General features: G+C 46.6%; 12 protein-coding genes. 1 reads left to right on the top strand and 11 read right to left on the bottom strand.

Annotation, left to right across the window (positions count from 1 at the left end):
- Positions 1 to 6: 6 nt before the first annotated feature.
- Complete coding sequence (locus CWI73_RS00935) at positions 7 to 828, bottom strand: NAD(P)H-quinone oxidoreductase (protein WP_241968800.1); 822 nt, start codon at positions 826 to 828, stop codon at positions 7 to 9.
- Positions 829 to 914: 86 nt separating this feature from the next.
- On the opposite strand from CWI73_RS00935, the gene CWI73_RS00930 reads away from it, so the two are divergent.
- Positions 915 to 2,558: a tetratricopeptide repeat-containing response regulator gene (locus tag CWI73_RS00930; RefSeq protein WP_126751138.1), complete on the top strand. Its 1,644-nt coding sequence runs from the start codon at positions 915 to 917 to the stop codon at positions 2,556 to 2,558.
- Here CWI73_RS00930 and CWI73_RS00925 read toward each other — a convergent pair.
- From CWI73_RS00925 to ispC, 10 genes are all read right to left on the bottom strand, one after another.
- Complete coding sequence (locus CWI73_RS00925; RefSeq protein WP_126751137.1) at positions 2,555 to 3,385, bottom strand: pirin family protein; 831 nt, start codon at positions 3,383 to 3,385, stop codon at positions 2,555 to 2,557. The two genes, CWI73_RS00930 and CWI73_RS00925, sit on opposite strands and share 4 nt — an antisense overlap.
- On the bottom strand, positions 3,382 to 4,332 hold the full coding sequence (locus tag CWI73_RS00920; RefSeq protein ID WP_126751136.1) for a glutathione S-transferase family protein: 951 nt from the start codon (positions 4,330 to 4,332) through the stop codon (positions 3,382 to 3,384). Before CWI73_RS00920 ends, CWI73_RS00925 begins: the two co-directional genes overlap by 4 nt.
- Positions 4,333 to 4,419: 87 nt before the next feature.
- Complete coding sequence (lpxB, locus tag CWI73_RS00915) at positions 4,420 to 5,553, bottom strand: lipid-A-disaccharide synthase (RefSeq protein WP_126751135.1); 1,134 nt, start codon at positions 5,551 to 5,553, stop codon at positions 4,420 to 4,422.
- 25 nt (positions 5,554 to 5,578) lie between these two features.
- Entirely contained in the window at positions 5,579 to 6,346 is a 768-nt protein-coding gene (lpxA, locus tag CWI73_RS00910) for an acyl-ACP--UDP-N-acetylglucosamine O-acyltransferase (protein ID WP_126751134.1), read from the bottom strand.
- On the bottom strand, positions 6,346 to 6,801 hold the full coding sequence (gene fabZ / locus CWI73_RS00905; protein ID WP_058579586.1) for a 3-hydroxyacyl-ACP dehydratase FabZ: 456 nt from the start codon (positions 6,799 to 6,801) through the stop codon (positions 6,346 to 6,348). Before fabZ ends, lpxA begins: the two co-directional genes overlap by 1 nt.
- A gap of 17 nt (positions 6,802 to 6,818) precedes the next feature.
- Positions 6,819 to 7,835 (bottom strand): UDP-3-O-(3-hydroxymyristoyl)glucosamine N-acyltransferase, encoded by a 1,017-nt coding sequence (gene lpxD, locus CWI73_RS00900; RefSeq protein WP_126751133.1) that lies wholly within the window; start codon positions 7,833 to 7,835, stop codon positions 6,819 to 6,821.
- Position 7,836: 1 nt separating this feature from the next.
- Positions 7,837 to 8,352, bottom strand: coding sequence for an OmpH/Skp family outer membrane protein (locus CWI73_RS00895; RefSeq protein ID WP_126751132.1), 516 nt, complete (start codon positions 8,350 to 8,352; stop codon positions 7,837 to 7,839).
- A gap of 37 nt (positions 8,353 to 8,389) precedes the next feature.
- Positions 8,390 to 10,873 carry an outer membrane protein assembly factor BamA gene (gene bamA, locus CWI73_RS00890; protein WP_126751131.1) on the bottom strand — a complete coding sequence of 828 codons (2,484 nt, stop codon included), beginning with the start codon at positions 10,871 to 10,873 and terminating at the stop codon, positions 8,390 to 8,392.
- Between the two features lie 32 nt (positions 10,874 to 10,905).
- Positions 10,906 to 12,261, bottom strand: a complete 1,356-nt coding sequence (gene rseP, locus CWI73_RS00885) for a sigma E protease regulator RseP (RefSeq protein WP_126751130.1) — start codon at positions 12,259 to 12,261, stop codon at positions 10,906 to 10,908.
- On the bottom strand, positions 12,255 to 13,451 hold the full coding sequence (gene ispC, locus CWI73_RS00880; RefSeq protein WP_126751129.1) for a 1-deoxy-D-xylulose-5-phosphate reductoisomerase: 1,197 nt from the start codon (positions 13,449 to 13,451) through the stop codon (positions 12,255 to 12,257). The genes rseP and ispC overlap by 7 nt, the downstream gene beginning before the upstream one ends.
- Between the last annotated feature and the right edge of the window lie 4 nt (positions 13,452 to 13,455).

Below are 13,455 nucleotides of genomic sequence, written 5' to 3'. Positions count from 1 at the left end.
CTGTTGTCACATTTGTGTGAGTATTTCGCCTTTACGCTCCGGCACTAACGAACGTAGCGTAGAGCCAATAATGCGTTGGCGTTTCATAAGCATGCGTCCAAAGTCGACCATGCCCACACGGCCACCCATTAGGCCGATAAGAATAATACGGCCGTCTTGGTTTAAGTAGTGTTGATCCTTTCCTATGGAATCACCTGCTACCGGATTAAGCACCACATCAACACCGCCAATACCTTTCATCGTTTCAACAATGTCCTGCTGATAACGATTAATAGTTTCTGTGGCGCCAAGCTCTTTACAAAAGCTCTCTTTGTCTGAGCTACCGACAACAGCCGTTATTGGATTGCCGCTTTCCCGGCATAGCTGAATAAGCGAAGAACCTACCCCGCTGGCACCAGCATGTGTAAGAACGGACTCTTGCGGTTGCAGGTTTGCTAGCATAAAGACATTTAAATAAGCCGTAGCGAAGGTTTCCAACCAACCGGCAGCCATTTCATCAGTCCACTTATCAGGTACAGGGAGGACTTGTTCAGCCGGCACATTTACGTATTCGGCAAAGCCTCCGCCCGCCAACAAGGCAGCAACCCGTTGCCCTTTCTGCAGACCACTAACACGGCTACCAACCTCTGCGACAATGCCTGCTACTTCTAAACCAGGTATGTCTGATGCCCCCGGTGGCGGAGGATACTTGCCAGCTATTTGCATTAAGTCTGCCCGGTTCACACCGGCCGCCGACACTTTTACGGTAATCTCATTGGCAGAGGGATTTGGCAATGAGTTGATTTCAGACCAGTGCACTTTTCCTTCAGACAGTTTTAAAGCTTGCATATATCACCCTGTTGCTGCTTAACATTATTGAATTTAGACAGTATGCTGTTGCTAAGTCGTTAATTAAAGGGTGTTTGACCGCAAGAATGGATAAAACTCTGGAGCTCAATAATAAGCGTGTGCTACTGATTGATGATCAGAAGCCCTTTCAAGTCATGCTTAAGGGCTCACTGCTCAATTTGGGCGCAAAAGAGGTTCAGGTAAAAAGCACTGGTGAAGCGGGTATTGCCGCCTACGTGAAGAACCCTCACGATATTCTGTTGGTTGACTATAATCTCGGCTCCGGTAAAAACGGCCGTCAGGTATTAGAAGAGTTGCAAGTGCGTGGGCTGATGAAGCCACATACTTTGTTTTTTATTATTACCGGTGACAACTCTCGCCCAATGGTGCTGAGTGCTCTTGAGCTTCAGCCCGATGACTATTTAATGAAGCCATTCTCGCATCGGGTACTCCGCTCGCGCCTTACTCGCGCCTACAAGCGTCGTATGTGGCTAAAAGATGTGTTTCAGGCACTCACCTCTCATAATTACGACGACTGCATTAAGGCTTGCGAAAAGCACATTGCGACGAACAGCCGCTACAGTAACTACTGCCGTAAGCTACAAATAGAGCTCTACAATAAGACTGGTCAGCTGCACGAAGCAGAAAAGGCGATAAAGGAACTGTTGGAAGATAACTCACACAGCTGGGTATTTTTGAAGCTAGCCGAAACCCGACTGTTGCAAAACTCGCCGGAAGAAGCACTGAACATTATTAATCATATTCTCAAACGCATGCCCCATGCGATAGAGGCTCAGGATTTAAAAACCGAGTGCTATCTACAACAGCAGCAGCTTGAAGAAGCGTTAGACAGCGCTCGCGACGCCATTACTATGGCGCCATTTTCAATCGACAGACAAACTCGACTGGCTCACATTGCTCGCGACAACGGCGACTTTGACTTAGCAAAGCAAGCCATGAATAACGTGTTACAAATAGCACGTAAGTCAGTATTTCGTAATGCAGAGCACCTGTGTAACTACCTGCGCAGTATTCTCGATGCCGCTGAAAACAGCGATACCCCGCAACAAATCAGTAAGTATCAGACTGAAGCCACCATGGAGCTTCAGCGCGCGCGCTACGACGAGCACTTGCTGCACGCCGACATTTCTTTTGAAGATCTCGAGTCTATTCTTCTGTCTCGCATTGACTCATTCAACGGGCGCTTACGAGAGGCTCAGCATCGTTTGAATGAAGTCGTCGGCGATGACCTGGCCAACAACCGTGAAATCGATCGGAACCTTTTACCGGACGTTATTGCCGTTTTACTGGATGTTGGTGAATACGAAAAAGCGAATATGCTTGCCGGCCAACAAGCAGAAAAAGTGAAACTTGACAGTTACACGCTGAAAATCCTCAAATCCCGCATGGCGGCTGCTCAAAAACAGCAGGACGAATTCTTTAAAATTCATCGACAAGGTGCTGAAGCCTATCAAGCGGGCATTTACCAACAGGCATTAAATGACTTTCGTCAGTCGATGGAGCTAGCACCGCTAAACAGCGGTGCGGCCTTGAACTTCATTCAGGCTGCCGTTCGTTATACGGAAGAAAACCCGAGTGCGAATAAGGCTACTCTGAAAAAAGAGTGTGAGAACTGTTTTAAGGTGCTTGAGGGGTTGCAGCTCTCCGATAGCCACACACAACGCTACGAGCAGTTGTTAGAGGAAACCGAAGAGCTGGGTCTGCGCTAAAGCTTCTGATTCGCTGCCAGCGTTCCGCTTTGATAGTCTTTTATTGCCACATCCAGTTCCTCAGATGTGTTCATCACGAATGGGCCATACTGTGCGATAGGCTCGTTAATGGGTTTTGCGGCCAACACAATAACCCCTGCACCTGCATCGCTTTTAAGCGCTAAATCTGTGCTACTGTCGAGTTGCAGCAACTCACCACGAGACACTGCTTCACCGTTTAATTCCAGCTCTCCATCGTAGACATAGGCTAAACGCTTTTCCTGTTGCTGTGACTTTAACTCAAACTCGCCACTCAGCTTCACGTCCGCCATGAAAAAGTCGCGACCCGACAAGGATACCGGTCCTTTCTCGTTACCGTAATTGCCTGCGATTAAGCGCAGTGTTGTGTTACCAACTTGCACTTCGGGTATTTTTGCTGAAGGAAAGTCAAACCACTCGGGGTCGCTCATTTTCTCCGAGGCAGGTAGATTAACCCACAGCTGAAAGCCCCACATAAGGCCTTCTACCTGTTTGGGCATTTCGGCGTGAATAATACCTTTTGCCGCCTTCATCCATTGTACGCCACCGGCTTCCACTTCCCCCGTATTGCCGACTGAGTCTTTATGCTCCATAGTGCCCGCCAGCATGTATGTCAGCGTGCAAAAACCACGATGCGGATGCGGAGGAAAGCCGGCAATGTAATCATCCGGGTTGTCTGAGCGAAATTCATCCAGCATCAGGAATGGGTCCTGATGCCGCAAGCCGGGCTGGTTAATGACCCGAGTCAGCTTAACGCCGGCGCCATCCTGAGCCGGCATGCCGCGATGTCTGCTCTTAATAACACTCATTTTAAAGCCTCCCGGTCATGTGACTGTTCAAAGTCGATATCCGGTCCCTTGGGCACAACCTGTGTTGGGTTAATGGTTTTATGGCTGGCATAGTAATGCGTTTTAATATGGTCCATGACGACCGTCTCTTTAACGCCCGGATACTGATACAACCCCAGCAGGTAATTCCACATAGCAGGATAATCAACAATGCGCTTTTTATTGGTTTTAAAGTGCCCGAAATAGACCGCATCAAAACGCACTAATGTGGTAAATAATCGCCAATCGGCTTCTGTGAGTTGGTTTCCTGCCAGGTAGCGTTGTTTAGATAAAATGCCCTCAACACGGTCAAGTGCGGTGAAAAGCTCGTCAAAAGCTTCTTCATAAGCTTCCTGAGTCGTAGCGAAACCGCTCTTATATACACCATTATTAATGCTGTTATACACCCATTCGTTAACACCGTCGATTTCGCTACGTAAGTTTTGTGGGTAAAAATCCTCTGTATTACCAGTCAACTCATTAAAACTTGAATTGAAGATGCGGATAATTTCCGCAGACTCGTTATTTACAATGGTTTGCGTCTTTTTGTCCCACAACACAGGCACTGTGACACGGCCGCTGTAGTTGCTGTCCGCTTTCAAATACAGCTCATACATAAAGTCGAGTCCATACAAAGGCTCATTCAGTGGTGCCTCGCCAAACTCCCAGCCATTTTCCACCATCAGTGGCTTAACGACCGATACGTCAATATGAGGCTCTAAGCCTTTTAATTTACGGAAAATGAGCGCTCGATGCGCCCACGGGCATGCATAAGATACATAAAGGTGATAACGCCCTGATTCAGGCTCAAACTCACCGCCCGTCTCTATGGTCGAGCGAAACTGTGACTCACTACGAACAAAACGACCACCATGCTTTTTGGTGTCGTACCACTTATCGTGCCACTGACCATCGACTAATAAACCCATAATAAACTCCTTTAAAAAGGGATACGCTAATAATAGAAGTTATTACGGCAAAAGAAGAGTTTAGATTATCGACGCTAAGATTCTAAATTATAGAAAGGAGTCAACGACGTCCGCCGCTTTTTCGCTCGCGGTGACTTTTAGCTGTTGATGTATTTGAGTGAACTGCTCTAAAAGTGCATGATTGTCCGATTCGATAAGCGATGATAACTCTTGCTCAATGTTATTCTCAGACGCTTCGGTCTGAGCCAGCTCCGGGACAATTTTGCGCCCTGCCAATAAGTTAGGTAGAGAGAAAAATGGTGCGTGAAAAAGACGTTTAATAATTCGGTAGCTCAACCAATGAAAACGGTAAGCAACGACCATAGGTCTTTTTATTAATAACGCTTCTAATGCAACAGTGCCGGAGGTTAACAGCAAGTAGTCGGATGCTGCCATAGTCAAACGGCTGTTACCAATAGGTGTATTAATTGTCAGCTCCGGCGCATGCTGCCTTACCAAGTTATTAAACTGCTCTGCTCTTTGTTCACTTATCATCGGGGCGACGAACTTAAGCTCTGGGAACTTTGCAAAGAGACGCTTAGCCACATTTAGAAATAGCGGAGCCATGCGCTCAATTTCGCCAGAACGGCTACCCGGTAAAATAGCTAAGTACTTTCCGTGTGGCTCTATGTCCAGCTCATTTCTTGCGTCGTTTTTGCTCCATTCAAGAGGGATATCATCAGCCAGGGGGTGACCAACAAAGGTGGCCGGTAATTGATGCTTATCGTAAAACTCTTTTTCGAACGGTAGTAAACACAATACATGATTAACGGACTGCTTAATGCCTTTTATACGGTTTTCACGCCAGGCCCAAACCGACGGACTAACGTAATGTATGGTAGGAATACCAGCTTTCTTTAAGCGCTTCTCGACCGTAAGGTTAAAGTCTGGTGCGTCTATTCCCACCATGACATCGGGCTGTTCATCAATAAGATACTGAACCAACTGCTTTCGGTGCTTAAGCAGTTTAGGAAGCTGCTTAAGCACTTCTGCTATGCCCATAACGGCAAGGTCATCCATTGGGAAAAATGACTTGAGCCCCTGCTCTTGCATGAGCGGCCCACCAACACCAATGAACTCGATGTTGGTGTGGCGCTGTTTTAGCGCTTTAATAAGGCCGGCCCCCAGTAGGTCACCGGAATGCTCGCCGGCAACCAAGGCAACTTTTATGCTTTTTGTCATTACGGGCTCGCTAACTAAGGACTATTTAGCCGCGAATAATTCCACGGCTGCTCTGGCGAACAAAGTCAGTAAAGCCATCCAACGCCGGTTCGCTCAGCGCTTCAATATGCTCTAACGCTTCTTCAGTTGTGTGTCCGGCACGGTACAGCAACTTATAAGCCCGGCGGATATTTTGAATTTGTTCCGGGGTAAAGCCGCGGCGCTTTAGACCTTCTGCATTGATAGTGCGGGGACGGGCATTATGCCCCTGCGCCATAACAAAAGGAGGAATATCTTGAACAACGATGGAGTTTACCGCCGCAAAAGCATGAGAACCAATATGGCAGAACTGATGTACGCCTGTCATACCGCCAAGGATAACCCAGTCACCAATATGCACATGCCCCGCTAAACTCACCTGGTTAGCAAAAATATTGTTGTCGCCAATCATGCAGTCGTGCGCCACATGCACATAGGCCATGAACAAGTTATTGTCGCCAATTTTAGTCAGAGAGTTATCCTGAACGGTACCTCTGTGAATAGTGACCGATTCACGAATAACATTGTTATCACCAATGATTAATTCAGTCGGCTCACCTGCGTACTTTTTATCCTGGCAATCCTCTCCAACGGACGCAAACTGATAGATAGTATTGCCTTTCCCTATCGTCGTCGGGCCTTTAACGACAACATGCGAGCGAATATCGCAGTTGTCTTCAATAACAACATCAGGACCAATAACCGTCCACGGACCAACACTGACGTTCTCGCCAATACGTGCTTTCGGATCGATAATTGCTGTTTCGTGAATCACTACACTTCTCTTCTTGCGCAGATAATCTCAGCCGTACACGCAACTTCACCATCTACTTCTGCACGACCACTAAATTTCCAAATACCGCGACGCTCTTTTTCAAAAGTAACGTAAAAATCGATTGTATCACCGGGCACGACCTGGCGTTTAAACCGCGCGTTATCAATACCAGCAAAAAGGTATAAATCGTTGGCGTTTTTCTTACTTTCGGTAATTTTGAACCCCAGTAGACCACAGGCTTGCGCTATTGCTTCTAACAGCAAAACGCCCGGGAAAATAGGCTTTTCCGGGAAGTGTCCATTAAACATTGGCTCGTTAAAACTGACATTTTTTATGGCATGTAACGAGTCTTTTGAGTTTGTTTCAATAACTCTGTCAATGAGCAAAAATGGATAGCGATGCGGGAGTAACTCAAGTACGCCCTGAATATCAAATCCTGAGTCCTTTATTTTCAAATCATTCACCTTGAAAGTTAATCTGCTTTTTTCTCGAGCTCTTTTACACGCTTGAATAAGTCATCAAGCTGTCTAAAGCGAGCACCGTTGCGGCGCCACTCACGGTGGCTGGCTGCCGGTATGCCTGACGCATAAACGCCCGGCTCAGTGATCTCTTTTATCACCATGGCAAAGCCCATTATCTGTACATCATCACAAATACTGATGTGTCCGTTAATAGCCGAGGCGCCGCCTATCATGCAGCGTTTACCGATATGGCAGCTTCCTGCTAATACAGTACAACCTGCAATAGCGGTGTCTTCATCAATAAAGACATTATGAGCAATTTGACACTGGTTATCGATAATACAGCCAGAGCTTATGATGGTGTCATCTAACGCGCCTCTATCGATAGTCGTGCTGGCACCAATATCGACGTTGTCTTTAATGACCACACGGCCCAACTGAGGTATTTTAACCCATTTCCCGCCCTCTGGCGCCCAACCAAAACCATCGGCGCCAATAACGGCCCCAGAATGGAATAAGCAGTTGTTACCAATGACACACTGGTGGTAAACCTTAACTCCGGACCACAAAGTACAGTCCGAGCCAATAGTGGTCTCGCGCCCGACATAACAGTGTGGACCAATACTGGTGTTATCACCAATATGAACCCCTTCTTCAATTACTGCATACTCACCAATACTGACGTTTTTGCCAATGTGAGCTGAGTCAGCGATGACGGCGGTTTTCGCAATACCTTCTGCCGGTTGTGGTGTGGTATCGAGTAATTGAGCTATGTGAGCAAATGCCGCGTACGGATTATTAACGATAATGGCATTATCCACCACGTCGCTGTCATCTTTGGGACTGACTAAAACCGCTCCGGCTTGAGTGCTTTCTAACTGCTTTTTATAACGACTGTTTGCCAAAAAAGCTATGGCATCGGCGCTTGCAGATTGCAAGGTTGCCACGCGCAAAATGGGGAGCTGCGAGTTTCCTCGCACCTCCCCACCCACATGGTCAGCCAACTGCTGCAATGTGTATTCGGACATATTAATTTCCTGAAGACATTTTCTCGACAACTTCGTCTGACAAGTCGTTATCAGCTTTCATGTATGCAACAGCGTTGCTTTCTAAGACCATGTCATAGCCTTCTTCTTCTGCAACGTCAGTAATAACGCCCTGAACTTTGGCTAGCAACTTGTTACGCTCTTCGTTTTGACGAGCGCGCGTATCTTCCTGCAGTGCTTTGCTCTTAAGCTGTGCTTGAGAAATTGTTTGCTCGAGTTCACGAGCCAGCTGAGTTTTTTCAGCTTCTGACATAATTGAAGCATCACGCTCTTGTTTCTGACGAAGCTCCTGAACTTTTTGCTCTAGCTGACGCATTTCTTCAAAGCGATCCTGAAACTCATTTTGCAGTTTTTCAGAAATTTGCTCACGCTGTGGCAATTGCTGAAACACGTTCATCATGTCAACAACACCAATTTTCTGCTGCGCTTGAGCGGCACCAGCAAACAGTGCGGTTGAAATAGCGACAGCTGCTGCTGTTGATTTCATTAACTTTTTCAAAATATTACTCCTTCAAATTGCTATTTTAGCTTTATTATTAGAATGTCGTACCAATGTTAAACGAGAACACCTGAGTTTCATCGCCTTCCACTTCTTTAAGCGCTCGACCTAACGAGAACGTTAAAGGTCCCATCGGCGAAATCCACTGTACTGAAACACCAGCAGAAGCTCTGAAGTCTCCCGGTGAGCTGTAATCACTTAATTCGTAGCGACTGTTTGGGCTCATCGGTAGATCTTTATAAGTATCGTAATTGAATTCTGTATCCCAAACCATACCAAAGTCAACAAAGACACTGGTTCTTACGCTATTACGCATGCCTTCATCAATAAATGGTGTCGGTACAATCAGCTCAAGACCACCAACAACTTTTGCGTTACCGCCCACTGCATATTGACTGACAAAAACACTCTCATTCGTTGATGGAATACCACCTGGGCTACCATCGACACCCGGAGGCGTCGTCATGCCGCCACCAAGCTGAACAGCTCGAGGGCCTACGGTGTTAGCTTCAAAGCCTCGTAAGTCGCCTTGACCTGCTACACGGAAATTTTCCCAGAAAGGCAGTAAAAATTCGTTGCCGTCATCACTTTCACCATAACCATTACCGTAGCCTAAATTCAGGCGTGTTAGGAATGTCCATTGCTGGTCGCGGGTAATTGGAAAGTAATGCTTATAATCGTAATTAAAGCGGAAGTACTGCACGTCACTCAATGGCGTTGCAACTTCAACACCTAAGCGTTGTGATGAACCGCTCGTTGGGAAAGTGCCTCGGTTCAGGGTCACTCGTGACCAACCGGCGTTCACTTCATAAATATCAAAACCAACGGCTTCGTCCGGCGCTGTTGGGTCTAAAAACGGTTGGAAAAAGTTACTAATTTGTTCGTAAGAGTCGGTATTCGCTGCCGCCACTTCTTGGTTCTTATAACCAACACCAAAGTTTAGACGATTAATTTCGTCTATAGGGAAGCTCACCCCTGTCGATACACCGTAGGTTTTTTGGTTGTACTGAACCAAGTTTTCCGCACGGCCTGCATCAAACTCACTCATATAAACCTGACCCGACAAGCTAACGCCGTTAATTGTAAAGTACGGGTCAGTATATGAAACGTTGGCATTTTTATTAAAACGGCTGGTACTGATATTAAAACCAACCCGGTTACCAGTTCCCAAGAAGTTATTCTGTTGAACACCTGCGTTTAATTGAAGCCCCGAGTAGTCTCCGTAACCAATACCCGCATTAAATGAACCTGAAGGCTGCTCTTTGACTTTATAAGTAATATCTACTTCGTCATCGCTGCCTTCAACACGTTCGGTAGAGGTCTCGACAGTTTCAAAGAAACCTAAGCGCTCAAGGCGCACTTTACCCTGCTCTACGTTACTGTCTGACAGCCAGGCGCCTTCTAATTGACGCATTTCACGACGCAGTACGCGGTCTTGGGTTGCGCTATTGCCTTCAAACTTAATACGTCGTACATAAACGCGCTTGCCCGGGTTCACAGAAAACGTGATTTTTACCGTTTTATCGTCTTCGTTATGTTCGGGAATAGCACGTACTTCAGGGTAAGCATAACCGTAGCGACCGTAAAAACGGCTTATCATGTCTTCAATGTAAGTCACTTGTGCGGCGTTATAAAGCGTTCCCTCTTCAATTTGAGCGATACGTGTAATCATCTCTTCGTGACCCTTTAAGTCACCAATAACATCCGTTTCGCTGACATTGTATTTGTCGCCTTCATTGACGTTAAGAGTTATGTATACACCTTCACGATCTGGCGTCATTGACACTTGTACAGACTCGACCTGAAATCGCAGGTAACCGCGGTCACGGTAAAATGACTCCAGGGTTTCAAGGTCGCCGCTGAGTTGTTGCTTCTGGTAACGTTTTTCACCAATAACGTTCCACCAGGGTAAGTCATCACGCAACTCGAACGTATCCAGTAGCTGAGCGTCAGAGAACGCCTTATTACCGACGATATTAATTTGAGCAATTTCCGCTGCATCACCTTCTTCAAAAGTCATACGCAGCTCAACTCGGTTACGCGGTAAGTCAACCACCTGAACCTCAACCGAGGCATTGTATTTACCGACGCTGTGGTAAAAGTCTTCAAGACCTTTTTCAATACCTGCAATGGTGGTTCTGTCGAGCGGTTCACCAACAACAATATTGTTGTCAGTTAAGCTTTCTTGTAGCTGTTCGTCTTTTATATCGCTGTTACCATCAAAGGTAATATCTGCAATAGTGGGTCGCTCACTGACTGAGAAAATAAGCGTATTATCATCACGTCGAGCATCAATATAATCGAAGTGCGTAGAGGAATACAGTGAACGAATTGCGCTGCGAATTTGCAACTCACTGACCTCGTCACCGACTCGAACCGGAATGTAGGTTAACGCGGCTCCTAAAGCAACACGTTGCAACCCTTTAACTTCAATATCTTCTACAACAAATTCATCTTGTGCATAAGCCGGAGCAACAGCACTCGCTATCATTGCACTTACTAACAGCTTTTTAAACGTCATTATCACTAGCTACTTATTGTTTAATTCGTGATTTAGAATGCAAAACGGATGATATCATTTGATATTGCCAGCGCCATTAGCGCGAATACCAACACCCCGCCTATCCTATAGCAAATATCTTGCACTCTTTCGGATACCGGCTTCCCTTTCAACCATTCAATGCAATAAAACATCAAATGACCACCATCGAGAACCGGCAACGGTAATAAATTTATAATCCCCAAATTGACACTGAGCAGAGCTAAAAAACTCAAAAAGTAAACAAACCCGTTGCTCGCACTAACGCCAGCCCCTTCTGCAATACTCAATGGCCCTGCTAAGTTTTTAACTGACACATCACCGGTCAGCAGTTTACCTATCATTTTGACGCTAACAACCATTAACTCCCAAGTTTTTTCAATACCCTTCGAGAGTCCGCTAAACAAGCCGTACTGGTGGTTGTATATATACCCCTCCGGCAACGCATCCGTTTTTGGAGCAACGCCAAGATAGCCTATGACACCATTTTCAGTATCGCGTTCCCCAATTTTGACGGGAATGGTTGTTTTTTCCCCGTTTCGTAGAATCAACATATCCAATGATGTACCCGGAGACTCGGCAATTTTCTGCTGCAACGACCGCCAGTTATCAAGCGTTCGGCCATCAATTTCAAGAATCTCATCACCTTCCTGCAACCCTGCTCGAGACGCTGGAGAATCCGCTTCGACCCGAGCTAAAGCGGTATACACTTCTGGTTGATAGACCGAAATACCTAAGCTTCCAAAGGTTGACTCAGTTTCGGGATCGAATGTCCAGTTTTCAATATTTAAGGTTCGGCTGACTTCCTTCTGATCACTCGTGCGCAACTTTATGGTTGCCTTCTCATTACCTATCGCCGACATCAGGCCTAACTGAACCTGCTGCCAGTCATAAGCTTCAACGTCATCGACATAGAGTATCTCACTGCCTTTTTGAATACCGGCTTGTGCTGCAATAGAGTTCGGCTCAACATCTCCCACAACCGGTTTTACAGTTGGCACTCCCACACCGAACATGAGCCATAACACCGCCACAGCTAATACAAAATTTGCAATGGGACCGGCTGCGACTATAGCAAAGCGTTTATAAACTGACTGAGCATTAAAGCTCACACCTTTTAAAGCGTCCGGGACCTCATCGACACGCTCATCAAGCATACGAACATACCCCCCTAGAGGTATGACACTTACCTGATAAACGGTGCCATCTTTCGCTTGTCTCTGCCAAATAGAACGTCCGAAACCGATAGAGAATGTAAGGACCTTCACACCACAACGCCGAGCGACCCAAAAGTGTCCAAACTCATGAAAAGCAACAAGAATTCCAAGCGTGACAACGAAGGATAAGGCATACCACAAAATATCTAACATGAACCGTACTCCTTCACCCACTGTGACGCTTTCTCACGCGACTGGGTATCTAAATTGAAAAGCACTTCAAGGCTTTCAGCAGCAACTGGAGTGCTGTTTTGCAATACCGAGTCACACACGTTGGCGATATCCGTAAATCGAATATGTCCATCTAAAAACGCCTGTACAGCAATTTCATTAGCTGCATTTAACGTTGTGGTCGCCCACTGGCCGTCCCAACACGCCTGAATAGCCAACTTCAAGCACGGATAACGAGCATAGTCTGGCTGCCTGAAGGTCAGCTCATTAAGCGTCGTAAAATCTAAGCCGCCGACGCCGCTTTTTAAGCGATCTGGGTACCCGAGAGTGTGCGCAATGGGTGTACGCATATCCGGTTGTCCCATTTGTGCTAAAACCGAACCGTCGGTGAACTGAACCATTGAGTGAATCACGCTTTGCGGATGAATAACCACCTTTAACTCTGGCTCTGTACAATTGAATAGCCAGCGTGCTTCAATATATTCAAGCCCTTTGTTCAGCATGGTTGCCGAATCCACAGATATTTTCTGTCCCATTGACCAGTTTGGATGGTTACACGCCGCTTTTGGTGTCTGCTGTTCCAACTTATCGACGGGTAAATCACGAAAAGGCCCTCCCGAGCCGGTCAATAATAAGTAGTCAACGCCATGCTCGTTAAGGCTCATTGCGCCAACTTGCTCCTGGGCGGCTTCGGGCAAACACTGGAAAATAGCGTTATGTTCGCTATCGACGGGCAGTATTTTTGCGCCAGAACGCTGCGCGTGGTCAATAAACAGCTGCCCGCTCATAACTAAGGCTTCTTTGTTGGCTAAGAGAACGGTTTTACCTGCATCTATGGCTGCTAAGGTTGGTTTCAAGCCAGCAGCACCGACAATAGCAGCCATTACCGTGTCGACATCGCTGCTTTGACTGACTTCAATTAGAGCTTCTAGTCCATGTAAAACAACGGTTGAAACTTTGCCGCTAAGTTGTGCTTTCAAGTCATTAGCAGCCTGACTGGCCCCCATTACAGCGTACTTGGGTTGGTGAGTAAGGCACAATTCAGCCATAGCAGAAACCTGACTGTGCGCCGTCAGTGCGTATACCGAAAAGTCTCCCGGATGCCGCGACAAAACGTCCAGCGTGTTCTGACCGATAGAGCCGGTTGCTCCAAGTATGGTTATTGTGCGCATAGAA

The organism is Idiomarina piscisalsi (assembly GCF_003987095.1).
Classification (GTDB): Bacteria; Pseudomonadota; Gammaproteobacteria; order Enterobacterales; family Alteromonadaceae; genus Idiomarina; species Idiomarina piscisalsi.
This window is presented reverse-complemented; position numbering and strand designations above follow the sequence as displayed.

Excerpts from the sequence above, each read along its gene's own strand:
- CWI73_RS00935 (WP_241968800.1), bottom strand. The coding sequence starts at position 828 with ATGCAAGCTTTAAAACTGTCTGAAGGAAAAGTGCACTGGTCTGAAATC.
- CWI73_RS00930 (WP_126751138.1), top strand. The coding sequence starts at position 915 with ATGGATAAAACTCTGGAGCTCAATAATAAGCGTGTGCTACTGATTGAT.
- CWI73_RS00925 (WP_126751137.1), bottom strand. The coding sequence starts at position 3,385 with ATGAGTGTTATTAAGAGCAGACATCGCGGCATGCCGGCTCAGGATGGC.
- CWI73_RS00920 (WP_126751136.1), bottom strand. The coding sequence starts at position 4,332 with ATGGGTTTATTAGTCGATGGTCAGTGGCACGATAAGTGGTACGACACC.
- lpxB (WP_126751135.1), bottom strand. The coding sequence starts at position 5,553 with ATGACAAAAAGCATAAAAGTTGCCTTGGTTGCCGGCGAGCATTCCGGT.
- lpxD (WP_126751133.1), bottom strand. The coding sequence starts at position 7,835 with ATGTCCGAATACACATTGCAGCAGTTGGCTGACCATGTGGGTGGGGAG.
- bamA (WP_126751131.1), bottom strand. The coding sequence starts at position 10,873 with ATGACGTTTAAAAAGCTGTTAGTAAGTGCAATGATAGCGAGTGCTGTT.
- rseP (WP_126751130.1), bottom strand. The coding sequence starts at position 12,261 with ATGTTAGATATTTTGTGGTATGCCTTATCCTTCGTTGTCACGCTTGGA.
- ispC (WP_126751129.1), bottom strand. The coding sequence starts at position 13,451 with ATGCGCACAATAACCATACTTGGAGCAACCGGCTCTATCGGTCAGAAC.